The 24,257-nt window shown below is 64.7% G+C and carries 23 protein-coding genes; 12 read left to right on the forward strand and 11 right to left on the reverse strand.

From position 1 onward, the window contains the following. Positions 1-158 precede the first annotated feature (158 nt). The 5 genes from NDO75_RS23145 to NDO75_RS23165 all read left to right on the forward strand — a co-directional run bounded on the left by NDO75_RS23145 (position 159) and on the right by NDO75_RS23165 (position 4,421). Complete coding sequence (locus NDO75_RS23145; RefSeq protein ID WP_310908994.1) at positions 159-2,507, forward strand: penicillin acylase family protein; 2,349 nt, start codon at positions 159-161, stop codon at positions 2,505-2,507. Further along, positions 2,504-2,845, forward strand: coding sequence for a hypothetical protein (locus tag NDO75_RS23150; protein WP_310908995.1), 342 nt, complete (start codon positions 2,504-2,506; stop codon positions 2,843-2,845). Before NDO75_RS23145 ends, NDO75_RS23150 begins: the two co-directional genes overlap by 4 nt. A 157-nt stretch (positions 2,846-3,002) precedes the next feature. Beyond that, positions 3,003-3,677 carry an HD domain-containing protein gene (locus NDO75_RS23155; protein ID WP_310908996.1) on the forward strand — a complete coding sequence of 225 codons (675 nt, stop codon included), beginning with the start codon at positions 3,003-3,005 and terminating at the stop codon, positions 3,675-3,677. A gap of 198 nt (positions 3,678-3,875) precedes the next feature. Continuing rightward, complete coding sequence (locus NDO75_RS23160) at positions 3,876-4,082, forward strand: hypothetical protein (RefSeq protein WP_310908997.1); 207 nt, start codon at positions 3,876-3,878, stop codon at positions 4,080-4,082. Between the two features lie 30 nt (positions 4,083-4,112). Further along, complete coding sequence (locus NDO75_RS23165) at positions 4,113-4,421, forward strand: hypothetical protein (protein WP_310908998.1); 309 nt, start codon at positions 4,113-4,115, stop codon at positions 4,419-4,421. 5 nt (positions 4,422-4,426) lie between these two features. Here the strand turns inward: NDO75_RS23165 and NDO75_RS23170 are convergent, their stop codons facing one another. Next, positions 4,427-5,107 (reverse strand): LysE family transporter, encoded by a 681-nt coding sequence (locus NDO75_RS23170; RefSeq protein ID WP_310908999.1) that lies wholly within the window; start codon positions 5,105-5,107, stop codon positions 4,427-4,429. Between the two features lie 329 nt (positions 5,108-5,436). Continuing rightward, on the reverse strand, positions 5,437-6,036 hold the full coding sequence (locus NDO75_RS23175; RefSeq protein ID WP_310909000.1) for a hypothetical protein: 600 nt from the start codon (positions 6,034-6,036) through the stop codon (positions 5,437-5,439). A gap of 248 nt (positions 6,037-6,284) precedes the next feature. On the opposite strand from NDO75_RS23175, the gene NDO75_RS23180 reads away from it, so the two are divergent. Both NDO75_RS23180 and NDO75_RS23185 read left to right on the forward strand, forming a co-directional pair. Next, positions 6,285-9,308 (forward strand): N-6 DNA methylase, encoded by a 3,024-nt coding sequence (locus tag NDO75_RS23180; RefSeq protein WP_310909001.1) that lies wholly within the window; start codon positions 6,285-6,287, stop codon positions 9,306-9,308. Then, entirely contained in the window at positions 9,301-10,290 is a 990-nt protein-coding gene (locus NDO75_RS23185) for a TlpA disulfide reductase family protein (protein ID WP_310909002.1), read from the forward strand. The genes NDO75_RS23180 and NDO75_RS23185 overlap by 8 nt, the downstream gene beginning before the upstream one ends. 13 nt (positions 10,291-10,303) lie before the next feature. Here the strand turns inward: NDO75_RS23185 and NDO75_RS23190 are convergent, their stop codons facing one another. Next, positions 10,304-10,927, reverse strand: a complete 624-nt coding sequence (locus NDO75_RS23190; RefSeq protein WP_310909003.1) for a methyltransferase domain-containing protein — start codon at positions 10,925-10,927, stop codon at positions 10,304-10,306. 199 nt (positions 10,928-11,126) lie between these two features. Between NDO75_RS23190 and NDO75_RS23195 the strand changes: the two genes are divergently transcribed. After that, entirely contained in the window at positions 11,127-11,744 is a 618-nt protein-coding gene (locus NDO75_RS23195) for a TlpA disulfide reductase family protein (RefSeq protein ID WP_310909004.1), read from the forward strand. Positions 11,745-11,776: 32 nt separating this feature from the next. On the opposite strand, the gene NDO75_RS23200 is transcribed toward NDO75_RS23195, so the two are convergent. After that, positions 11,777-12,100 (reverse strand): hypothetical protein, encoded by a 324-nt coding sequence (locus tag NDO75_RS23200; protein WP_310909005.1) that lies wholly within the window; start codon positions 12,098-12,100, stop codon positions 11,777-11,779. 211 nt (positions 12,101-12,311) lie between these two features. On the opposite strand from NDO75_RS23200, the gene NDO75_RS23205 reads away from it, so the two are divergent. Next, entirely contained in the window at positions 12,312-12,980 is a 669-nt protein-coding gene (locus NDO75_RS23205) for a DUF6517 family protein (RefSeq protein WP_310909006.1), read from the forward strand. Positions 12,981-13,142: 162 nt separating this feature from the next. Here the strand turns inward: NDO75_RS23205 and NDO75_RS23210 are convergent, their stop codons facing one another. Continuing rightward, entirely contained in the window at positions 13,143-14,009 is an 867-nt protein-coding gene (locus NDO75_RS23210; protein ID WP_310909007.1) for a 2-oxoacid:ferredoxin oxidoreductase subunit beta, read from the reverse strand. After that, positions 14,009-15,763, reverse strand: coding sequence for a 2-oxoacid:acceptor oxidoreductase subunit alpha (locus NDO75_RS23215; protein WP_310909008.1), 1,755 nt, complete (start codon positions 15,761-15,763; stop codon positions 14,009-14,011). Before NDO75_RS23215 ends, NDO75_RS23210 begins: the two co-directional genes overlap by 1 nt. Before the next feature lie 275 nt (positions 15,764-16,038). Here NDO75_RS23215 and NDO75_RS23220 point away from each other — a divergent pair, with 275 nt between their 5' ends. Then, positions 16,039-16,677: an FAD-dependent oxidoreductase gene (locus NDO75_RS23220; RefSeq protein ID WP_310909009.1), complete on the forward strand. Its 639-nt coding sequence runs from the start codon at positions 16,039-16,041 to the stop codon at positions 16,675-16,677. A gap of 358 nt (positions 16,678-17,035) precedes the next feature. Further along, complete coding sequence (locus NDO75_RS23225) at positions 17,036-17,938, forward strand: hypothetical protein (protein WP_310909010.1); 903 nt, start codon at positions 17,036-17,038, stop codon at positions 17,936-17,938. 16 nt (positions 17,939-17,954) lie between these two features. Here NDO75_RS23225 and mce read toward each other — a convergent pair whose 3' ends face one another. The 5 genes from mce to NDO75_RS23250 all read right to left on the reverse strand — a co-directional run bounded on the left by mce (position 17,955) and on the right by NDO75_RS23250 (position 23,955). Further along, positions 17,955-18,341 (reverse strand): methylmalonyl-CoA epimerase, encoded by a 387-nt coding sequence (mce, locus tag NDO75_RS23230; RefSeq protein WP_310909011.1) that lies wholly within the window; start codon positions 18,339-18,341, stop codon positions 17,955-17,957. A gap of 83 nt (positions 18,342-18,424) precedes the next feature. Then, complete coding sequence (locus tag NDO75_RS23235) at positions 18,425-19,255, reverse strand: aldo/keto reductase (protein WP_310909012.1); 831 nt, start codon at positions 19,253-19,255, stop codon at positions 18,425-18,427. Between the two features lie 109 nt (positions 19,256-19,364). Then, positions 19,365-21,626, reverse strand: a complete 2,262-nt coding sequence (locus NDO75_RS23240; RefSeq protein WP_310909013.1) for a PQQ-dependent sugar dehydrogenase — start codon at positions 21,624-21,626, stop codon at positions 19,365-19,367. A gap of 176 nt (positions 21,627-21,802) precedes the next feature. Then, a complete protein-coding gene (locus NDO75_RS23245) occupies positions 21,803-23,485 on the reverse strand; it encodes a methylmalonyl-CoA mutase family protein (RefSeq protein WP_310909014.1) in 1,683 nt (560 codons plus the stop codon). A 113-nt stretch (positions 23,486-23,598) separates the two neighbouring features. Next, the gene (locus NDO75_RS23250; RefSeq protein ID WP_310909015.1) at positions 23,599-23,955 is read right to left on the reverse strand and encodes a hypothetical protein; all 357 of its coding nucleotides are present in this window, start codon (positions 23,953-23,955) and stop codon (positions 23,599-23,601) included. Positions 23,956-24,011: 56 nt separating this feature from the next. Between NDO75_RS23250 and NDO75_RS23255 the strand changes: the two genes are divergently transcribed. Beyond that, the gene (locus NDO75_RS23255; protein ID WP_310909016.1) at positions 24,012-24,251 is read left to right on the forward strand and encodes a hypothetical protein; all 240 of its coding nucleotides are present in this window, start codon (positions 24,012-24,014) and stop codon (positions 24,249-24,251) included. The last annotated feature ends 6 nt before the right edge of the window (positions 24,252-24,257 follow it).

Here is a 24,257-nt window from a genome sequence, read left to right on the forward strand (position 1 = left end):
GATTCCCTCCGTGTGTGTTGTTGTCAAACCACAACTTCTTTGCCCGGACAACGTAACCACGTGGCATGGATAGAGATGATAAACGAACAATCGGGGAACAGTTTACCGCTCGAGAACGGACACGACGCGGCGTTCTCGCTGCCATTCTCGGTGGCGGTATGGTGGGTGCAACCGCCACACCACTGCGAGGCTATCTCGATCGCTTCGCGCCGTTTAGTGGTACGGTCTGGGATACCGTCGCCGACGACCTCCCGGAGCAGGTGGAGAGCCCGTACGGATCGGCGACACTCAGCTACGACGACGACGGCGTCCCACACGTCGAGGCCGACTCGGAAGAAGCGCTCTACTTCGCTGCCGGCTACGCTCAGGGGGCCGACCGACTGTTCCAGATGGATCTCCAGCGCCGGCAGATGCGCGGTCAGCTCTCGGCCATCGTCGGTGACCGTGCGCTTCCCTCCGATCGGTTCCACGTGAAGATGGATTTTGCCGGCGCGGCGGCTGCCAGCTGGAATCTCGTCCGGGACTCCGAATCCGGCCAACTCACAGCGGCGTTCGCTGCGGGCATCAACCGACACCTCGATCGGCCGCTTCCACAGGAGTTCGACCTTCTGGAGTACGAGCCCGAACCCTGGCAACCGGTCGACACGTTACTCGCATCGATACAGATCGCCTGGGGACTGACCGGCAGCTTCCGAACCCTGCGCAAGGAGACGGTCGCGGCCGAGATGGGGACGGATACCGCCGAGACGCTTTTTCCTGACCGACTCGACCACGACGCGACTATTCTCGACCACAACGATGACTCATCCGAGAACGGTGGGCCGGACGCATCGATCGGCCAGCGACGGTTCGACCCCGAGCTGACACGATGGGTTTCGACGTTCGAGTCCCCGCCCGACGTCGGATCGAACTCGTGGGTCGTCTCGGGCGATCACACGCGTTCGGGCTCGCCGATCGTGGCGAACGACCCGCATCTGACGCTGATGGCGCCGCCGGTCTGGTACGAGATGCATCTCGAGGGCCCCGAAACGCACACCAGAGGGGTTACATTCCCCGGCATCCCCTTCGTCGTCATCGGCGAGAACGAGTCGGGCGCGTGGGGACTCACCAACGCCGGTGCCGATACCATCGACTTCTACGAGTACGAGACGCAGGACGGCCGCTACCGCTACGGGGAGGAGTTCCAGGAGTTCGACGAGGAGCAACGTACGATCGAGGTCGCTGACGGGCGAGACCGCGAGGTCACGGTCAGGAAGACCGTCCACGGTCCCGTCCTCGGAACCGAAAGCGACGGCGACGAGCTCCGGAGTCAGGTCGCCGTCTCCTGGGTCGGGTTGACGGCCACCCGGACGAGCGAAGCGGTCCTCGAGCTCGGGCGGAGCGGCGGGATTGCCGACGTACAGGACGCACTCCGACGATTCGATATTCCAACCCAGAATTTCGTGTACGCCGACCGCGACGGCAATACGCTCTATCGCGTCACGGGGAAGGTACCGGTCCGGCAGACGGACGGCGAACCCGTCCCCGGGAACCGGGTGTTCGACGGCTCCGATCAGGAGGGCGAGTGGCCGGGGTTTGTCCCGTACGGCGAATCCACCTGGGACGGGTTCGTTCCGTACGAGGAGATGCCCCACATCGTCGATCCAGACTACATCGGGACGGCGAATCAGCGCATCGTCGACGACGCCGACTACCCATACTACTTCGCGGAAGCCTATTCCACGCCCTTCCGAGGAATCCGGCTCCGGAACCGGCTGGACGATCGCGTTGAAAGTGATCGACCGGTCACCCGGGAGTTTATGCGCGACCTCCAGCGCGATACCCACGACGAACGGGCGGCGATGTTCGTCCCCACGATGATAAAGGAAGGAGCGGATGCCGTCGACGGCGCGACAGCGGACCTACTCGCAGATCTCGAGGAGTGGGAGTATCGGATGGACCGGAGCTCGCGGGCCGCCCTCGTCTTCGCACGGTTTCTCCCTCACTATCGCGACGTCGTCTTCCAGTCACGACTGGCGGAGGAACTGGATAGTCGACGTGACCCTGAGGAGTACTACGGCAACGACTGGGTCCTCATCACGCTCCCGCCGGACTCGCCGTGGTTCCCCGGCGGTCGGAGCGCTGCAATCGCCGAAGCGCTCGACCGCACCGCCAGGGAACTCGAGGAGAACGGATGGGAGACCTTCGGTGATTACAACACGACAGCGATCGACCATCCCTTCGACCGGGAGTGGCTGAACTATCCGCGCTATGCGACCGACGGCTCGGCGGCGTCGCTCGACAATTTCCGGAAGGAGAGCGAAGCCGGGAGTAGCTGGCGACAGATCTGTCCGATGGACAAGTCACGCGGCCCATCCCAGGGCGCGTTCCCGGGTGGCAACGATGGCTCGCCGTTCTCCGACCACTATGCCGACCAGCTACGGCAGTGGGCTGACGGGGAGTACAAACCGATCCCGCTTGCGGCACCGGATACCACTGCCGTCCAGTTCACGGAGGGTGACGAATGAGTTCGATCGGTGCGTGGCTCGACGAGGCTCGAACTGACGATCGACGCCGGTGGCTACTGGTCGCTGGTGGAGTCGTCTTTGGACTCGCGTTCGCGTGGGTCCACTGGCTAGGGTTCGTCGTCGGTGGGGCGGTCGTGGCGCTGCCACAGCCCTCGATTCGGCGCGGCGTCCTCGCCGGTCTCGGATTCGGCCTGTTGTCCGTACTCACCTTTGGCGGGTGGATCGCGGCGGCTGGCGTCCTCGATACGTATCTCGCGATGGGGCAGGTACTCGTCGTTAGCGTCGTGATTCCGCCGGCGGGTGCACTGCTCGGATCGCTCGTTCGCGGACTCCGGTGATACCGCCACAACGCGCGATCGAGCCGTCAGTCATCGGAGTGTCATAATATCAGTACAGTCCCCTCTCAGCGAAACCGTGCCGAACCAAAGGCTAAAGAACGAAACGACCGAACATTCCGGTAATGACTATCGTTCGTCTGCTGCGGAGGGATCTATCGTGGGCGTTGAAATAAAAGAGACCAGGGTGTCCGACGCCGAATTCGAGGCGATGAAAGGGTTCGTCTTCGAGTACCTCTCGGCCAGCGTCGAGAAGGAAGAGGAAGGCGGTCGCATGCGCTGGTACCCCTGGCACTCCGCCGAGTACCGGCACAACCACATCCTCAACGTCGTCGACCTCGCGACCGAGATCGCCGAAAAAGAAGGTGCGGACGTCGACGTGACCCGCGTCGCCGCCCTCTTCCACGACGTCGCCAAACTCGAGACCGATCAGGAACTCCACGCCGAGGCCGGCGCGCGCGTCGCCCGCGAGTACCTCGAATCCCGCGGGGAGTACCCCGAATCGTTCGTCCAGCAGGTGTGTCGCGCCGTCGAACACCACTCCTATCAGGGCGATCTGACTGACCTTGCGCTGGAGACACAGTGTCTCATCGAGGCCGACCTCCTCGACAAGATCGGTGCCAACGGTACGGCCCTGATGCTGTTGCGCATGGGTTACGAGGCCCGGACGCACATGGACGCCGAGGAGATGGTCGAACGGGTCCTCGAGCGCGGCTACGACGCCGCCGCGCGCGTTCAGAGCGATACCGCCGAGAGCATCGCCCACCAGCGCTTGAAACGCGTCAAGTGGTTCAGCGAGTGGCTCGAGGACGAGATCGCAGCCCTAGGCGAGTAAGTCGTCGGCGGTTCGGCGTCGACGAGCTACCGATCCCATCGACGCGGGGGCGGTGGCGACGCGTCGATAGACCCTTCTCGAACGACCGCGCCGCACGCTCACTGCTTGTCGACGCTCGAGTGACCGATAGGTGGCGCTCGAATCACCGCTATCGAACGGCCAGTGCGTTCATAGCAGTGTGGTCTCGAGACGGTAGTAATGGAACGCGCCCGTCGGCCGACGCTCGTTGCGGTCGCGATCTGCTGTACAGTTCTTCTCGTCCTCGCTCCGGTCGCGACGGCGACTGCGGGGTCGCAGACACAGAACGAAAGCAACTCGAGTGCCGCCAGCGACGCGCCCGAACAGCGAGTCACGACGTGTTTCACGGGATCTGGAACAGAATTCACCATCGGCGCGGAAAACTGAACCAACATCTGGATTCGGATGCACGCCGCGATGCTGACCGGTTCCGGCTGGTCAATCGGTGCCGAACTCATCGGCTCGACCAACGGCAACTCGATCATCGAGGTCGTCGCCGGGATCCAGTACGTCGGTGACGGCTTCCTCGATCTCCTCTCGGATCCCGTCGGATCGTTCGACCTCGTCCAGGGGTTCGACTTCCAGTTGCCGATGCTCGAGAACGTCGGCGTGGGCGAGACCGGAAGCGACCGATCCGGCGGTGAGACCGGCAATCAGTCCACCGACGGCGACGAGAGCCGGGACGCGCGTTCGAACGACAGTCCGTTCGAACTGCTTCGGTGTTGACCCCCTCAGACGATCCGAAGCGTCCCCATCGCCAGAAAGAGCAGGCCGAAGCCGACGAGGACGGCGGCGCTCAGAGCGGCGACCACCGGTGCAAAGGCGTCGACGCGACGCCCGGCCGCGGCCAGTGCCGCGGGATAGACGACGATCCAGCACGCGATGCCGGCGAAGAAGCCGACCAGCAGCGCCGGCGAGCCGGTCTGGACGACGACCGTTCCCGCGAGCGCCTCGCCGACGGCCGGCGCGTGCGCGAGGACGTCGAGCGTTCCCGGCTCGAGGAGACCGACGCCGACCGTGAGCCAGAACCCGATCTGATAGGGGTTGGTCAGCGAGAGGACGAGCGTCTTCCGAAACCCTGTGGTCGCGTCCCGGCCGCCGTCGGTAAACGACGTGGCGGTTCTGGCTTCCTCGAACGCGCCGACCGCGAAGTACAGCATGAGACAGCCCCCGGCGAGATAGAGCGCCGGTCGAACGGCGGAGAGGCGGTCGATCACGGCGACGATGCCCGCCAGTGTGAGGACGAAGAAGATCGCGTCCGCGAGCATCGCGCCGAGGCCGGCCCGGAAGCCCGCCGTCCAGCCGCGGACGACGCTCTCCTCGGCGATGATCGCGTTCATCGGTCCTGGCGGGGCCGCGAGGGCGAGCCCGAAGAGACTGCCGGCGAGCACTGTGACGATGAGGGATGGCACGGATCTCGGTCTCGAGTGAGCGAGCGGTGACGAAAAACGTAGCGACTTCGGCGTAACCGATCGACGGCACCCATTTCGATAGCTCTGACGGAATCCTCAGCAGTTGATACAAGCACCGTGCTGAATATGGGGGATGAGTTCAGCACGACGATTTCGTTTGTTTCACGCCCAATCTAATGAACCAGCCGTTCAGTAGGTCTGCGAACCTAACGGGACCACACCCATCAACTGGCGGGAATGTTAACAGAGTCGTGCTAAATACACGGCGCGTATCAGTCGCGCTTGGAGCTTGACAGCAATCGTTGCCACAGTCGCCCGTGATCGTGGGTCTATATCCCGAGCCACTCGTCGTTTCGGACTTGGTATCCGTTCGTCCGACAGAACTTCGCCGCTTCTCGGCGTACCGCCCGGGACGTCGGGAGCGTTTCTTCGTCGCGGATTCGCTCGACGATCCAGTCGCTGATGACTCGGATTCCTTCATCGTCGTCATCGGCGTCGATCGCTTTGAGTTCCTGGAAGGTCTTCTGGTAAGCGTTGCGCTGTGTCCAACTGAAATCCGTATTCCGAAGCGTCTCGCTGGCTTCCACGACACGTTTCATGGCCGCGGCGACTGTCGGCCGCTGTACCTGCACCCGGATGGCAGCCGGAGAGTCGAACGTTTCCTCGTCTGTCTCCGGGACCAATTCCTCGATACTGTAGCTCCCTTCGGTCGATTCGATCTCGCGATCGCCGACTGCCGCGACGACCTCGGTACCCGTCGCCGGGAATGTCAACTTTTCGAGTCTCTCCTCGAAATCGGTGAGTTCCTCCGCATCCACCGGTGGCTCTGCTTCGTCGCCGCGCTCCAGTTCAGTGGCGATTTCACGTTCTTGCTGGCGTCTCTCAGCGTCTCGTGCTTGCTTCTCTCGACCGCTCTTATCGTCTGCCATTCTGGGATTTTGGCTCTCCAGCCGGATAGCTCTGTGGTCGATAACAGGGACTCCCAAACGTTTACGCCAGTCGTCAAAACCGGGTGTATCGGCCATCGCCCGACAGATCTATTCGTCCACTGAACACCCGAGGAATTACCGGCGTTTGAGTGCGAAGACAGCCTCTATATTCAACAGACCGTCTCTGATAGATCCGACCCCGTTCGACCAGTGGTTTCTTGCCGCGGCAATTCGACGGTTCTGATAGCATGGATCGCGGTGCGGACCTCGAGGAACCCGTTCTGGCGGCGTGGCGACTGCTCGGTCGCGGCTTCGCCGAAGCGGCCGACGGCGACCCGAGCGACGACGACTCGCTCGCAGCACTCGAGGAGCGATCGACCGTTCTCGTGCTCCGACTGCTGGTCGCCTTCGTCGCCCACTCCCGTGGCCTCACGGTTCGGGCCGGTGACGACGCGATGGCGGCCGACGGAGACGGCAACGCGGTCTCGGCGGCCGAGGCGGTCGTCTCCCTCGAGGAACTCCGAATCGAGAGCCGCGGGGAGCGCGATGCGGCCGACGGGGGGTTCGCGGACGCCGCTGACGAGCGGTCGACGGCGATATGGCGGCGGCTCGAGGCGCTGTTCCGACTGCTCGACGACGGGGACGAATCGCTCGGTGTGCCACCGTACGACGGCGAGTTGTTCGACACGGCGAACGACGATCTCTCCACTGACGACGCGGTTGCCGACCGATATCTCGCCGCAGCCATCCATCGGCTCTCGACTATCGAGACCGACGACGGACGGACCGAACCGGTCGATTTTGCGGCAGTCGAGACCTGCCAGCTCGGAAGTGCCTACGAGACGTTGCTCGATCACCGGTTTCGGATCGGATCGGCGGGCGAACTCGTCGTCGTCGACGACGACGAGCGAAAGACGACGGGGACCTACTACACGCCCCAAGACGTGGTGGACTACGTCGTCGAGGAAACGGTCGGGCCGCTCGTCGACGGCATCGAGGACGACCTCGAGTCGGACGGGCTCGAGCCGGGGACCGGCGAGTACCTGACCGCGCTCCACCGGCGGGTGACGGCGCTGCGGATCCTGGATCCGGCGATGGGGAGCGGCCGTTTCCTCGCGCGGACGCTCGACTTTCTCGTCGCGCGGGTGCTGGACGCGGCGCACGAAACCGGAGAGGAGACGGCGCTCGGCGAGCCACGAGTACGCCACGACATCGCCGCATCCTGTCTGTACGGCGTCGATCGGGACGAACTGGCCGTCGAACTCGCGACGGCCTCGCTGTGGCTCGAGACGCTGGCGACTGGGCAGCCGCTGACCGGCCTCGACCAGCACCTCGAGGTGGGAAATGCACTGGTCGGCTCCGACGCGTCGACGGCTCGTTCGGGAGTGATCGCGGCGAGGTGCGACGAGTCGCCGTCTCTGGGCCGGCGGATCGAACTGGCGAACGTTCGGACGGCGAGTCGATTCGGCCTCGAACTCCCGGACGACGCTCTAGAGCGACTGGCGCACGCGATCGACGACGACGAAGCGTGGGCCGACCTTCGGGCCACCGACTGGTTTCGGGCCGCACGGTCGATGAGCAACGAGCGGGGGTTCTTCCACTGGGATCTCGAGTTCCCCGAAGTGTTCCTCGACGAACGAGGGCGACCGCAACCGGACGCCGGATTCGACGCGGTGCTCGGCAATCCGCCGTGGGTGGCGACCGCGGGTCGGGCCGATATCAGCGCATCGATGGACCGATCCCTGCGGGCGTATCTCGAGGAGCGATACACCGCGACGCGTCAGCAGTTCGACCTCTACGTCGCCTTTTGTGAGCGGTTCGTCCGCCTCGCCGCCGCGGGCCGTATCGGAATCGTCGTTCCCGACGCGATACTCGCGCGGGAGCAGAACGTCCACCTCCGTCGGTATCTGCTCGATACCACCTGTCTCACGACCCTGCTTCACCTCGGCACCGCGTTCGAGGGCGTCGAGAACGGTGCGGCGGTCGTCGTGACCGGTGCCGACGAGGGGAAGACGAAGTGCGCCGCTCTCGAGGGAGAGGCGACCGTTCGGACGGTCGACTACGCGGAAATCCCGCAGTCAGCCTTTCGAGAACAGGATGCGTGTCGCTTCTTGGTGCACCTTGATCGTCACGTGCGCTCGGTCCTTCGGAAGCTGGACCGGTTTTCGTCACTCGGCGAGCGCGTCGATATCTCTCGCGGAGAAGAGATAAGCAAACGAGCCGAGTTCCTCGCCGAGACGGACGATCGTGGTGGACTGCGAGCGATCGTCCCGGGTTCGGCCGTCGTGCCGTACGGATTCGACGACACGGAGACGCGGTACGTTCCGGCCGACGAGATCGAGAAAGATCTGAGGAACTACCGGAGCCCGAAGCTCGTCTTCCGGCAGACGGCCTCGAAGCCGATCGGCGCGCTGGATTCGAACGATCGGATCACGATCAAATCGGCGTACAACATCCGCACGGACGGCTCGGAAGCGGATCTCCGCCGGCTGCTGGGCGTCCTCAATTCGTCGCTGCTCGAGTACTATCACGAGGTAACGCACGCTGCCTATCGCACCGTGTTCCCCCAGATCAATCAGGCGACGTTCGAGTCGTATCCGATCGCCGTTCCGGACGCTCCCGAGTTCGACGACCTCGTCGCCGAGCGGATCAGCCTGACTCGCGAGCGGCGCGGGCTGACAGTCGACCTCCGAACGCAGTTGGGACGGTATCGGGACGGCGATTCACTCTCGGAGATCGGCACGTGTGATTCGGTAGCCCCGCCGGACTCGACGCTTCGAACGACCGGCGACGAACTGGCGGGTCTCCGGCTCGGACGTGCTTCCGTCGATTGCGTCGCTCCCGACACTGTTCGTATCGACGCGACTGCTCGGTACAAACCGGCCGACGGCGACCGCGAGACCGATCGGTGGGGATACACCGAGACCGATCCCACGCCGGCCCTCCGGCTCTCGGACCTTACGAAAACCGAGGGCGACCTGCTCGAGGCCTTCGTTCCCGTCGCCGTCGACGAAGCCGGCGGCTTCGCGGGCGTCCGCGAGACTGCTACGAAAACGATCTCGCTGCTGGACCGGCTTCGAGCCCTCACAGTCCCCGTCGTCGACGACGTTCGCGACGGACTCGAGCGCTACCGCGAGACGAAAACCGATGCGGCGGAGCTCGAGACCCGGATCGAAGCGATCGATCGGCGGATCGACGAGCTAGTCTACGACTGCTACGGACTGACTGCGACGGAGATCGAGACCGTCGAGGCGACTCTCGACGATGGGTAGGACGCGAGTATCGCACGAGCCGTCGACCGTCACGGCCGACTACCCCTGCTCGACTGCGCCCGGCGGGACTGGGCACCACACGGTGACAGTCCGCTCGACGGCCCCGGTTGCAGTGACAGGCGAGATGGGCCGGCGGCGGTCCAGACACGCAGGCAGCGTCGACGGAGCGTCGGAGACTACACGGCGGTTGCGGCGATCCTGTGGACTCGTTGGGACGAGAGACTATCCGTCTGGCAAACGACTGGATCGGTATGACCGACCCTCGAGCGCGGGGCATAGCGGAAGCGAGGACGAAGCAGTGGCGCGGATCATGCGGTACACTGCGGTCGACGACCGAACCGGGACGTCGATGAACCGCCGTGCGCTCCTCGCTGCCACCGCCGGGATGACAGCGCTCGGCGGCTGTCTCGACAGCGGCTCCGAGAACCGCACCGATGGCACCGAGAGCCAGCCGTCGCTGCCGTTCGAGATCGCGACGATCGACGCGACCGGCAGCACGGCCAGTACCGTCCGCGTCCCCCAGTCCGGACGGACGATGCTTCTCAACTTCACCCGGACGCAGTGTCCGACCAGTCGGGCGCACCTCTCGACGCTCGCCGAAGCGAAAGCCACGCTCGAGGATTCGGGGTACGCTATCGACGGCGACGAGTCGGACGCCGGATTCCTCTCGATCGTCGACGGCACCAGCGGCCCCGATCCGTCGGACGGCGAGTTACGGGCCTGGTTCGACGAAAACGGGGGGAACTGGCCGCTCGGTCGCGATCGGGACGGCACCTGCCACGAGTTCTACGAGATTTCCGGCTATCCGACGACGATGACGATCGACGGCACCGGCGAGGTTCGCTGGCGCGACCAGTCGGGGACCGCACGGAGTACCATCGTCACCGCCGTCGAACGCGCGCTCACGGAGCGCGGGTCCGAGAGGACGGCTGACGGTGGTGGCGGAAACACGAGTGAGACGCTCGAGGATCAGCCGTTCTGACGGCCGTGGCCGGTCACTGGAAGGGGTACGATTGGCTACCGCCGCTCGAACGCCGCGCGACCAGCGTCGCGACCGCGACGGCGTTCTCGTCGCCAGCGTCGTCACCGTCGTCGACCGGCCGGCGGCGTTCCTCGTAGGAGAGAACGGTCAGATCCAGACACGCTCGTAGTAAGTCGTTCGACCGGTAGCGATGGCGGTCGCTCGAGGGCCCCGCCACCGGATCGCTCGAGCGAAGATGATGCTCGTACACCAGCACGCCGTCCGGCGCGAGCGCCGCTTTGAGATCGGGGAGATACTCGAGGGCAGCGAAATATCGGACGGTGACGAGATCGTATCGCCGGCGGCCGGGATCGAAGTCGGCCAGATCCGCGCGGATCCAGTCGACGTCGACGCCGCGGTCCTCGGCCCGCGCTCGCGCCGTCTCGATGGCCTCGTCGGAGATGTCCACGGCATCGACGTCGTAGCCGCGCTCGGCGAGGAAGATCGCGTTGTCTCCCGTCCCGGTGGCGACGTCGAGAGCGCGGCCGTCCGGAAGCGTGTCGGCGCGCCGCTCGAGTTGCGGAATCGGCTCGACGGCTCGGCCGGGGTCGTCCTGGTGGCTGTATCGCTCGTTCCACCGTTCGCGGTCGTCGCTCACGGGGGAGACGACGGCCGGTGGCACCTTATTCGTACCCCACCTTCCGCTCACGGATCGACACGACCGGTTCGACTCGCGGACCAGTGAACCATTTGTATCTAGCGCCCCAACTGTCACCTATGGTTGGTCGCCAGTACGGACGGCGAGGGCTCGAGTTCGGTCGGACCGTCCGAACGAGTCCCGACGGGGTGGGTCGGCGATGAGGCGTCGTGAACTGTTGGCCGGCGTCGGGAGCCTCGGCGTCTTCGGCGGCGCAGCAGGTGTCGTCCTCGGCGGCGTCCCCTCGTTCGGTGACGGTCCCGAAGCGTCTACGGACGGCGAAGAATCGGAGTGGCCACTCGAGGTCGAGACGATCGACGCCCGCGGCAGCGAGGCCGGGACGCTCACCGTCCCGAACGACGGCGTGACGGTCGCCATGTTCTTCGTCACCGGCTGTGGCCAGTGCCAGGCGCACATGCCCCACCTCGCCGAGGCGCGCTCGCGGCTCGTCGACGACCGCGGCGATTCGCTGACGTTCCTCTCGCTGACCTACCAGTCGTTCGGTACGATGCCGAAAGACGAACTCCGCGCGTGGTGGCGAGCTCACAGCGGCAACTGGTACGTCGGCTACGACGATAACTCGGATCTCGCGGCCCAGTACAACGTCATCGGCTACCCCGTCACGATCGCCATCGACAGCCAGGGCGAGAAACAGTGGGAAAAACTCGGCGTCGGGTCCGTCGACGACATGGTTCGGTCCGTCGAGTCCGTTCTCGAGGCCGATACCGCAGCCGAGTCCGAAGCCGAACGCGACGCGAACGAGACGACGACAGCCTGACCCGGCAGATTCTTCGCTCCCTCGACCGTCGTCTACAGCGGCTCCTCGACCGTTTCCGCGACCGTCAGCAATTCCTCGAGCACGGGCGGTTCGGCGGTGAGCTGGACCGTCGAGGCGGCCGGATCGTACTCGACGAACTCGGTTTGTTCGGCCATCGGCAAATGAGTGTGCTGGAGGAGGAGTTCGATTCGGTTACGGTGGTCGTCGAGTATCTCGTCGCTGTTTCGCTCCATCCGAGCGATCGCGGCCGCGAGTTCGTCGACGCTGATAGGCTCGTCGCGATCCTCGAGGCAATACAGCGCGTAGCGGCGTCGTTGGTCGGCCAGCAGCTCAAGCACGCGATCGACGGATACCATGCTATGGGCATAGAGGCCAACGTCGGTAAGTGGTGTGGTTGATGACACTATCTGGACAATCTTTTAGATATGATATTCCACAGGCGATGGCTCCCAATTCCGTCGGCGGAATTTTGGGGTCTTGACACGCCTATCGGGGGAGTAAACTTCGCTGAGAACACGGTGAACAGAGCCACAACTAATATGATGGTCCTGACGAACCTCACGGGTAATGACTTACTCTCGCCGCTCGGTACTCGCCGCGGGTGCAACTGGCTCGCTCGCGCTGACGGCCGGTTGCCTCGACTTCGTCCTCGGAAACGGGCCGCTGAAATTCGACTCCGATCGTGCCGCACCGACAGACGGGGCGCTCGAGGAGACCGGCTACCAGAAACAGGAAGTCCGCGAAGAGAAACTCGAGCGGACGGTCGAGCTCCCCGGAGGCGTCGAGCGCGACGTCAGTGCCTCGATCTGGGCCTCGGCCTACACCAAGAAGGTCGAATACGCGGGCCAAAAGCGTGAAGGGGCGGCCTTCGCCGCCGTTTCGGTTCCCGGGATGGAGGTCGCCGGAAAGTCGGTAAACCCGATCGACGATATGTCGAACAAGGAGTTGCTCGATCGGTTCATGAGCCAGATCGAGTCCGAACAGGGTGCGATCGAAGATATCGAACACGAAGAGTCGTTTCCACTGGGCGTTCTCGGCGACGAGCGCACGGTCGACACCTTCATCGGCAAATCCGAACTCGAGGGCCAGACGATCGATATCGAAATCAAGCTCACGTCGTTCGACCACGACGGCGATCTGCTCGTCCTGATCGGCCTCTATCCGAAGATGCTCACCGAGGAGTCGGCGAACGCGGAGGTGCTGATGGAGTCAGTCCAGCATCCGTACGAGGGCTGACGGTCGCGAGTTCTGACGGGAGAGCGCTGTTTTCGAACGAGTTTGACGGAACGACGAGCGGTCGGTTCAGATGAACGATGAACGGACGGTTCCGTCGGTCAGAGGTGGCTGTCAGTCGATTGGCGACGAGCCACGAGTAAACGAAAGCGAACGGCCGAGACGTCAGTAGAACTCGCGGACGAGATCCATCGCGTCCTCGGGTGCGCCGTCCGGAATGTCGGACATGTCCTCGGTGACGCCGTGCTGTTCGTGGTACGGCACGGAGTTTTCGTCCTGATACATGACGCCCTGATACTCCTTCTCGCTGTCGAGGATGACCTCCTTGGCGGCCTCGTAGTCGTTCGGATCGTGGTTCTCGTCTTCCTGCAGGTCGACGAGGTTGTCGCGGAAGTAATCGTAGGTGTCGACGTCGTTGAACGTGACGCAGGGGCTGAAGACGTTGACGAAGCCGAAGCCGTCGTGTTCGATGGCTTCCTGGACGATTTCTTGGTGGCGCAACGCGTCGGAGGCGAACGACTGGGCAATGAAGGACGCGCCGGAGGCCATCGCGAGGGCCAGCGGGTTGACCGGCGGCTGTTTCGGCCCTTCGGGGGTCGTCGAGGTCTCGAAGTCCGACCGCGAGGTCGGCGACGCCTGCCCCTTCGTCAGTCCGTAGATGCGGTTGTCCATGACGACGTAGGACATGTCGACGTTCCGGCGAACGGCGTGGACGAAGTGACCTGCACCGATCGAGTAGCCGTCACCGTCCCCGCCGGCGACCATTACTTCGATGTCGGGCCGAGCCATTTTGACGCCGGTCCCGACCGGGAGCGCACGGCCGTGGACCCCGTGGAGGGCGTAGCTGTGCATGTAGGTCCCGATCTTGCCGGAACAACCGATCCCGGCGACCACGAACGTGTTGTCGGGGTCGTTGCCGGTCTCGGCCAGGGCTTTCATCATGCCGTTCATCGTCCCGAAGTCGCCGCACCCGGGACACCACGTCGGCTGCTTGTCGGATTTGAAGTCGGTGAATCGTACGTCGGAGCTCATTATGCTGGTACCTCCTCGGAGAATCGCTCGGTGATCTGTTCTGCGAGTTCGTCGGCCTTGAATCGCACGCCCGTGTACTTGTTGATGCGCTTCACGCGAGTCAGCACGTCGTGTTCGATCACGTCGGCGAACTGTCCGTTCGCGTTACATTCGACGACGATCGTGTCGTCTGCGGCCTCGATCTCTTCGGTCAGATCCGGCCGCGGGAAGATGTAGGGAACCGAGATGACGCGGACGTCGATGCCGTCTTCCCGGAGGTACTCGAGGGCCTCGACGAGCGCGCCCTCGTTCGAGCCCCACGAGATGACGAGGTTGTCGGCGTCCTCGTCGCCGAACTCGCGGTAGTCCCACTCTTCCTCGTTCTGTGCGGTCTCGACCTTGCGGTTGCGCTTGTCGACCTGCTGGACGCGCTCGTCTTCCTCCTCTGTCCGGCGGCCGAGTTCGTCGTGCTCGAGGCCGGTGGACATGTGGGCGGCGTCGGTCGTGCCGGGAATGGCGCGGGGGCTGACGCCGTCTTCGGTGGCGGCGTGGGCTCGGAATCGGCCCTGCGAGTCGAGCCACTCGTCGACCTCGTCCTCGTCGACGAGTTTGCCGCGGTCGATCTCGACCGCGTCCATGTCGAACGTCTCGGGTTCGAACGTCTGCTCGGTGACCGACATCGCCAGATCGGAGACGAGGAAGACCGGCGTCTGGTACTTCTCGGCGAGGTTGAACGCCTCGATGGTCTTCCAGAAGCACTCGTCGATCGACGTCGGGGTGACGACGAACCGCGGCACCTCGCCGTGGCCGCCGTACAGCGCCATGTTAAGGTCGCCCTGTTCCTGTTTCGTCGGCATCCCCGTCGAGGGGCCCGACCGCTGGACGTCGGTGATGACGAGCGGCGTCTCGCTGGTCGCGACCAGACCGAACGTCTCGGTCATCAGGTCGATCCCGGCACCCGACGTCGCGGTCATGGCTCTGGCACCTGACCGGGCGGCCCCGAGTGCCATATTGATCGCGGACAACTCGTCCTCTGCCTGCACGACGTGACCGCCGTAGTCCTCGATACGGCCGGTCAGGTACTCCATGATGGACGTCGCGGGCGTGATGGGGTATCCGGCGTAGAACCGGCAACCAGCGGCGATCGCACCCATGCCGATCGCTTCGTTGCCGTTGAGCAGAACGTAATCGTTGTCGGTCACGTCGATGTTGTAGCCGAGGTGCTCGAGATCGTAGTTCTCCTCGACGTACTCCTGACCGAGACGGGCTGCCTCCTTGTTGTTCTCGACGATCTTCGAGCCCTTCCCACCGAAGCGCTTCTCTAAAGCCTCGTCCAGGTACGCGACGTCGAAGCCGGTGATTTTACACGCGGCACCGAGCGCGACGATGTTGCGCATGATCGCGCCGCCGGCGTCTTCGGCCAGCGACTTCAGGGGGACGTCGACTGCGGTCATCTCGTCGGGGATCTCGGCCTCCCAGGAGCGTTCGCCGTCGTAGATGATGGCACTCCCTTCGTGGAGTTCGTCGAGATTCTCGTCGATGGTCCGCTGGGTGAGTGCGACCAAGATGTCCAGACGGTCGACGACGCTTTGTACGCGGTCGACCGACGTGCGAATCTTGTAGGCAGTGTAGCCGCCGCGGATCCGGGACGCGAAGTCTTTCGACGTGAATACGTGCCGTCCGGCTCGGGAAAGTGCCTGAGCGAAGATTTTACCCGTGGAGTCGATACCGTCGCCGGCCTCGCCTCCGATCGCCCAGTTGAGATCCTCAGCCATGTTATCCTGAGCCTTACCCCCCACAAATGAAAAGGCTTCTGAAACCCCAACCGGACAACCGCAACAGCGGGTGATATGTTCGGTAGGAGGGGTCAGTTCGCATTAATCGTTACAAATTCCGGCCCAGTCGGTTAACGAGGTGAAGAAACCAGAAACAGTGTGAGAGTGGCCAGGTACTGCTCGATCGCTTTCGGGACGAGCGTCGGAAACTGCGACCGGTTCACGACCGCGACGGAACGGAACGCCTTTTCAACCCGCAGTCGAACCCGTTCGACATGGATGGGACGCCAGTCACCGTCGCATCGGTCACCGACGTCGGTCCCGATACCGTCGCGCTCGAGTTCGAGACGCCCGCGGGGTTCGACGCCCTGCCGGGACAGTTCGTCTTACTCCGGGCCGAGCCCGACGACGAGGAGCTCGCCCGCCACTACACGCTCTCCTCGCCGTCGGTCGGCGAGACGTTCGAACTCACGGTCGGGATCGACCCCGACGGCGACCTCTCGCCGTGGCTCGCCGCCCTCGAGGCCGGCGATACGGTCCACGTCGAGGGACCGTTCGGTCGAATCACCTACGACGGCGAGGGGGACGTGGTCGCGGTCGCCGGCGGCCCGGGCGTCGGCGCGGCGGTCGCCATCGCCGAGGCGGCCCACGAAGCGGGCCACGACGCGACGGTGCTCTATCAGGCCGCCGAACCCGCCCACACCGATCGGCTCGAGGCGCTCGAGGAGGCCGGTGCGACGGTCGTTCTCCTCGAGGAGGAGGCTGACGACGAACTGGCCGAGGCGGTCGCTGACCACCGCGAGGCGGGTCAGTTGTACGCGTTCGGCTTCGACGACTTCGTCACGGCCGTCGCCGAGGCGATCGAGGCCGACGGCGGCGATCCCGACGACGCGCTGATCGAGAACTTCGGCTGACAACAGTTTGCTCTGCACTCCATCGCTTCGCTCCGTCGCTCGGCAAACTGTTGAGTAAAAACACTCCTCCCTCCCCTCCGCGCGGCAAGCCGCGCTCGGCTCACGGCCTTCGACCGTTCGCCCTTCCACGGTGCTTCGCACCGCGCTCTCCGGGTCGGTCGTCGGCCCGCTCGCTCACTCGACGCGCGCTGCTACCGCGCTCTGTCTGTCGCTGCAAGAGCCAACGCCGTGGGTACGGAAGCGACCGATTCAGTACGGCCACGACATATGCGTGTGTCACGTGTTTCGACAATCGCGCGAAACGATGGGTTAGCGTGCCTGACAAAGGTGTTTATGTCACATCGTCGTGGTCGCCTGTATGCAACGGCGCACCCTACTCGCCGGCACGACCGGCGCGCTCTGTGGACTGGCCGGCTGCGTCGGATCGGGATTCGACAGCTCCAGAACCGGGGTCGACGCCTCGAGTTCCGACGACGCCGCGACCGAGCGTGACGACTACTCGCCGCGAACGATCGTCGTCGGCGATCTCGACGCAGTTCCGTTTCCGGCCGCGCATCCGCCCCACGAACTCGTCCTCCGAAACGAGAGCGGCACGGAACGAACGGTGTCGGTCGAGGTCACGACCGACGAGGACGAGGAACTGCTCGCGCGGGAGTTCACCGTTTCCGCAGGCCGGTCGCTCGAAATCGTCCTCGCCGAGCCGCGCACGTACACGGTCTCCGTGACGGCGGACCGTCAGGGTGGCACGTCGAGTGCGACCGTCGGAATCGATCGCGACCCACTCGATTGTACGCGCTCGTCGACGACCGTCACGCTTCGCGAGAACGGAACCGGGACGAAGTCGGTCTCGAAATCGATCGCCTGTCCCGAATTCCGGGTCGCGGAGCGATCGATCGAGACCCTCGAGCAGAACTGCGCGGACGAGGCCGATGACGACGACGCGACCGTCGCCTTCGAGGACGAGGCGGTGATCGTCGACGGTTCCATCACGACGCCGACGCCGTGTTACGAGCCGTCGATCGCCGAAGCGACCCACGACGAACGCCGCGACGCTCTCGAGATCACCGTCGCCAGCGGCGAGCAGTCGGCCGCCAGTTGCGCCGACTGCCTCGGCGTCGTCGACTACGAAGCGCGGCTCGAACTCGAGGGGCGCTATCCCGGTCACGTCGTCGTCCGCCACGAGTCAGGCGGCGGGAGGCGACGGGTCGCGACGGCCGAGTATCCGCCGGACGGGGCGGAAACGGAGCGAACGAGCGGTTGAGCCGTCGGCTACAGGCTCAGTGTTCGACCAGTTCGATCAGGATACCGCCGGTGTCTTTCGGATGCAGGAACGCGACCGAATGCCCCCACGCGCCCGGCCGCGGCTCCTCGTCGATCAGCGTCACGTCGTGGTCGCGGACCGTCTCGAGAGCGGCCTCGATGTCGTCGGTCGCGAGCGCGAGGTGGTGGATACCAGCGCCGTTGTCCTCGAGGTAGCGGGCGATCGTCCCGTCGTCCTCGAGGGGCTCGAGCAGTTCGAAGTAGCCGTCGCCGCAGTCGAGGAAGACGACGCGCATGCCGTCGAACTCCTCCTCGTGGGCGACCTCGAGTCCGAAGAGGTCACCGTACAGTTCCGCGAAGTCCTGTGCGTCGTCGATCGCGATGCCGGCGTGGTCGAAGTGCATCGGGCTGTACTCCTCGGACCGGCGGCGTTACTGTTGTGATTTTTCGTCGGGTTTTCGCTCGAGTCGCTCCTCACTGACGGGTCCTACAGGCCGAGGTGGTCGGCCACTCGTTCCGACGGCCCGCCGTCGAGTTCGAACACTGTCCGCATTTCGTCGTCGGTGAGCTCGAAGTCGAAAATATCCGCGTTCGCCTCGATGTGCTCTCGGCTCGAGGCTTTCGGGATCGCCGCGACGTAGGGGTGCTGGAGGAGCCACCGCAACGTCACCTGCGCCGCCGACTTGCCGTACTCCTCGCCGATCGCTTCGAGCCGGTCGTCGCCGACGACGCTCCCCTCGGCAAGCGGGCTGTACGCCGTTAGAAGAATCTCGTTCTCGATGCAGTAGTCGACGATGTCGTCGGGCTGGTGGTAAGGGTGGTATTTCACCTGGTTCGTAACGATCGGCGTCTCGGAGTGACCCATCGCCGCCTCGAGGCCGTCGACGCCGAAGTTGCTGACTCCGATGTGCTCGACCAGTCCGTCGTGCTGGAGGCCGTTCATCGCAGCGATCGTCCTCTCGAGCGGTGCCCGGTCGCTCGGGGCGTGCAAGAGGAGGAGATCGACGGTCCGTAGTTCGAGGCGCTCGAGGCTCCGCTGGGTCGATTCGCGCACGTCCGCGGGAGCGGCGTTGCTCGGATGGACCTTCGTCACGACGAAGACGTCCTCGCGGTCGATCCCGCTCTCGGCGATGGCCCGGCCGACTGGGGCCTCGTTGTCGTACATCTGGGCGGTGTAGACGTGACGGTAGCCGATCGATAGCGCGGTTTCGACGGCCCGCCGGCAGTCGTCACCGGTCACGCGTGCGGTGCCGAGCCCCAGCACCGGTACGTCGGCCCCCTGTGCGACGACCGTTCCGGTCGTGGAATCGGTACTCATGGCCGAGCGTTCGTGACGGGCCGTCATCAAGGCCGGCCCGGCGAGCGACGAGCGATCGATCCGCAGCGAACGCCGTCGAACCGGCCGCGACGGCGACCTCGAGGTGTCGCTACGCGTCGTCCGTCGCGTTGCCGTCGGACTCGTTGCCAGTCGCGTTGCCGGTTGTTTCGTTTCCAGTCACGTTCCCGTCGGACTCATTGCCGACCGTGGCGTTTCCGCCATCGGTTTCGTTCATCCCAGCTGTCTGATTTCCGCCGGCGTCGGTCTCGTTGCCGCCAGCGGCACCGTCGGGCATCGAGAGGGAGTCGCCCTCCCCGGGCGGCACGATCTGCATGACGACGCCCGTATCGCCCTCGGGGACGCCGCGCTGATTGGCGAGCACGTAGACGTTGCCGTCGGAGTCCTGGCCGAACATACGGACGAAGTAGGGGAACGACCCGTCTTCGGTGCCCGCGATCTGGAGTTCTTCCATCTCCCAGAGTTCGTCGCGCGGGACGACCTGCTCTTGGCCGTCACCGCCGGCACCCGCTGCACCGTCTCCGGCAGTCGCGTTGGTCTCGTTATCGAAGCCTTCGTCTTCGATACCGTTTCCGCCGGCCGTCTCGTTCGTACCGCCACCGGTCTCGTTACCGCCGATCGATTCGTTCTGCGTGTCCTCGGTGGCGTTCTCCGGAGCGCCCGCTGCATCGGGGCTGACGCCTTCGGTTTGATTACCGCCCGTCTGTCCCATTCCGCCGCTAGGCTCGGCCGCCGCGAAGATCCGTCCCTGCGGGGACTGTCGTTTCGGATCGGCCGTCCAGTCTCCAAAGATGTACTTGCCCTGTAGGCCCTCGACCTGATCGGCCTCGTAGACGTGACCGCCGACGATCACGATACCGACGACTTCTCCCTGATAGATGTGGGGGTACTCGACGATCGGATCCTGCAGCTCCTGACCGTCGTACGGCGGCTCGTTCGGGGCCGTATCCGGGCAGTCTTCGGGCGGATCGCCGGGGTTCTCCGTGCTGAAACAGTGGGTTCCTTCCTTGACGTTCCAGCCGTAGTTGCCGCCCGACTCGACGATGTTCGCCTCCTCGAAGAGGTTCTGTCCGGCGTCGGCGACGAACAACCGACCGTCGCTGTCGAACGAGATCCCGAACGGGTTCCGGAAGCCCCACGCGTAGTGTTCGGGGAGGGCGTTCTCGGAATCGGCCAGCGGGTTGTCGTCGGGGATCCCGTACGGTCGGTCCCCTCCCTCGGCGTCCACGTCGATGCGGAGGACGCTGCCGAGCAGATTCTCGCTGACGTCCTGTCCGTTCCCGCCGCCGTTCTGGTCGTACCAGTCGTCGACGTGACCCTCCATGTTATCGTTCGCACCGCCGCCGTCGCCCATCGGAACGTAGAGGTAGCCGTCCGGGCCGAACGCCATCGGGCCGCCGTCGTGGTTGTACTGTGGCTTCTGGAACTCCATCAGTACCTGCTCGGATTCGGGATCGACCTGGCTCAGATCGTCGGTCGCCTGAAACTCCGAGACGACCTCGACGTGACTCCACCCCTGTGGGGTCTCGTCGTTCGGCGGCGCGCTGTAGTGAACGAAAACGCGCCCGTTGTCAGCGAACTCCGGATGGAAGTCCAGTCCCAACAGGCCGCGCTCGTCGTACCCCTGATTCGGATCGGCGTAGTCGCCCTGGAACGTGCCGAGTTCGACCATCCGATCGCTCACGTCGAGGAACGGCTCTTCCCGCAGTCCGTCGTCGGTGACGACGCGGACCTGACCGGTCTGGTCGGTGACGAAGTACCGGCTCTGGTCCTCGTCCGCGACCGCGAAGTCCGTCGGTGCGGTCATCCCCTCCGCGATCGTCTGAACGCCGACCTCCGTTCCCGGCTGGAAGAACGGCTGTGCGCCTTCGGTCCCTCCCCCGTTCGCACCGCCGCCACCGCCGATCTCGAGGGTCCCACGCATCGAGGCGGGATGAACCGCACAGTAGTACTCGGCCATCTCGCTCGTCGCCTCGAACTCGAGGGTCTGGGTCGCTCCCTCCTCGGTGATGATCTCGGTGGCCTCGAGTTCGGTCCCTTCCGAGTCGAGGATCGCGATGTTGTGGGGCGCGCCGTCGACGTTCTCCCAGGTAATCTCGTACGTCGTCCCCTCCTGCAACTGAAGGGTCGGGTTCGTCTCGCCCTCGATGGCCGAGGGTGACCGGCCGACCCACCCGCTCGATTCACCGCCGAGTTCGAACGATTGCGTGTCCTGTGCGAGGCCGAGGCCACTGAAACCGGCGACGCCACCGGCGGCCGCAGCGGCTTGCAGCACTCGCCGGCGGGACGTCGATGGATAGCTGTCGGTCGCCTCCGGTACGGAGTTCGATCGCTCGTCGGGTTGCTCGCTCATGGTATGCTCACGGCAGCGCAGTCGGCCGATATTCGAATAAACTATCCCGGCCGTTCCCCTCAATTTCCCGCTCAACAGAAAGTTATCTCCTGATCGCCAGACGGAGGCGACCGTAAAATCCGATTACCGAAAGCGCATCAGTGACGTTACGAGATGCTAACTCGAACTTCCGCGGTTCAGACCGCGCTGCCGGGCTGGTACTCGCCGAACTCGTCGCGCATAACGTTACAGATCTCGCCGACCGTCGCGTAGGCCTTGACGGCGTCGATGATGTACGGCATCAGGTTCTGGTCGCTCCGGGCGGCGTCGCGCAGCGCCTCGAGGGCGGCGTCGACGGCCTCGTCGTCGCGTCGTTCGCGAGTCTCCTCGAGGCTGTCGATCTGGCGCTGCTGGTCCTCCTCGGTGATCTCCTGGACGTCCATCTCGGGGTCCTCGTCGACCTCGAACTCGTTGACGCCGACGATGATGCGCTCTTTCTCCTCGATCTCCTTCTGGCGGTCGAACGCGGTGTCCTGAATCTGGCGCTGGACCCACTGCTGCTCGACGGCCTCGAGCATGCCGCCGCGGTCTTCGACTTCGTCCAGAATCTCGTAGGCTTCTTCCTCGACCTGATCGGTGAGGGATTCGACGTAGTAGCTCCCGGCCAGCGGGTCGATGGTGTCGGCCGCGCCGGACTCGTGGGCGAGGACCTGCTGGGTACGCAGGGCGGTGCGGACGGATTCCTCGGTCGGCAGGGCCAGCGCCTCGTCCTTGCCGTTCGTGTGTAGCGACTGGGTGCCGCCGAGGACGGCCGCGAGCGCCTGATAGGCGACGCGGACGACGTTGTTCTCGATCTGCTGTGCAGTCAGCATCGAGCCGGCGGTCTGGGTGTGGAACTTGAGCTGTTTCGACTTGGGGTCGTCCGAGTCGAAGCGCTCGTCGATGATGTCGTGCCACATTCGGCGGGCTGCACGGAACTTCGCGACCTCCTCGAAGATGTTGTTGTGGCCGTTGAAGAAGAAAGAGAGCTGCGGTGCGAACTCGTCGACGTCGAGGCCGGCCTCGATCGCCGTCTCGACGTACTCGATCCCGTTGCCGAGCGTGAACGCCAGTTCCTGGGCGGCCGTCGAGCCGGCCTCGCGAATGTGATAGCCCGAGATCGAGATGGTGTTGAACTTCGGCGTCTCGTCGGCACAGAACTCGAAGATGTCCGTGATGATCCGCATCGACGGCTCCGGCGGGTAGATGTACGTGTTGCGCGCGATGTACTCCTTGAGGAGGTCGTTCTGGATCGTTCCACGCAGCTCCTCGCGGTCGACGCCCTGTTGGTCGCCCACCGCGATGTACATCGCCAGCAGCACCGACGCCGGCGCGTTGATCGTCATCGAGGTCGAGACTTCATCGAGCGGGATGCCGTCGAAGACGGTCTCCATGTCGTCGAGGGAGTCGATCGCGACGCCGGCCTTGCCGATCTCGCCGGCGGCCATCTCGGCATCGGAGTCGTAGCCCATCTGCGTGGGCAGGTCGAACGCCATCGAGAGCCCGGTCTGGCCCTGATCGAGCAGGTAGTGGTAGCGCTCGTTGGTGTCCTCCGGCGTCGAGAAGCCGGCGTACTGGCGCATCGTCCACAGCCGACCGCGGTAGCCCGTGGAGTACACCCCGCGCGTGTACGGCGGCTCGCCCGGGTTCCCCAGATCCTCCTCGTAGTCGAGGTCGCCGACGTCGTCCGGCGTGTACAGTCGATCGACCTCCTGGCCGCCAGTATCGGTCGTAAACGTTTCTTTGCGCTCGCCAAAGCGCTCGAGGACCGGTTCGACTTCCTCCTCGTGCCACTCCTCTTTGCTGGCACGGATCTCCTCGAGTTCGTCGGGATCGAACATTATGATTAGCGTGGACGGGGCGGGGCTTGAACTTTGATGAACAGCGTGGCGATACGTCACGTTTGTGTTCGGCGGAACTCCCGTCCGCGCTGGGGTCGCGCTCGACGGACCGCTCAGACGCTGTCTTCCGGCTCGTGGCGCTCGGCCATCCGCGAGGCCTCTTCGGCGTAGCGCGCCCGCGTCTCCGGATCGTCGACGGTCCCGACCTGATCCGGAGAGACGGTCAAGCCGGCGCGGGTCGTTCGAGCGGAGCCGGTAAAGCTCGTCAGCGCTCGCTCGCGGCGGTGGTACTGTCGGCCGTCCTCGGTAGCGTAGACGAGGATAATGATGTTGAGTTCGTCGTCGCCGTAGGTTCGTTCGACCAGCCAGACGGGAATTTCGCCGTCGGACTCGTCGACAGTGCTATTCGTATCTCGCTCCGTCGTCGAATCGGTCCCGTCGGCCATCGTATCGGATTCGTTCGCATTCATGAATATCGTGTCGGTCGGCACAACCGCTTATGTCTCGAGCCGTCGACGCCTCCCGTATGGCATCGGAGTCGGCGGTAACGAGCGATAGCGGAGCCGACCGTCGCCGTGCCGCCCGCTACACCGCGCCGTTTCTCGTCGTCGGGCTGGTGAATCTCGGACTCCTGCTCCGGTGGGGCCTGGATCCGCTGTGGGCGTTTGCCGTCCTGCCCCCGATGCTGTTTCTCTCCGGCATCGGCTGGGTCGCGTTCCGCCACGGCTTTCACGAGCGTCCGGGCGGACCCGGCCGGAGCCGGTGACTGTGA

The sequence above is a fragment of the Natrinema sp. 1APR25-10V2 genome (genome assembly GCF_031626495.1).
Classification (GTDB): Archaea; Halobacteriota; Halobacteria; order Halobacteriales; family Natrialbaceae; genus Natrinema.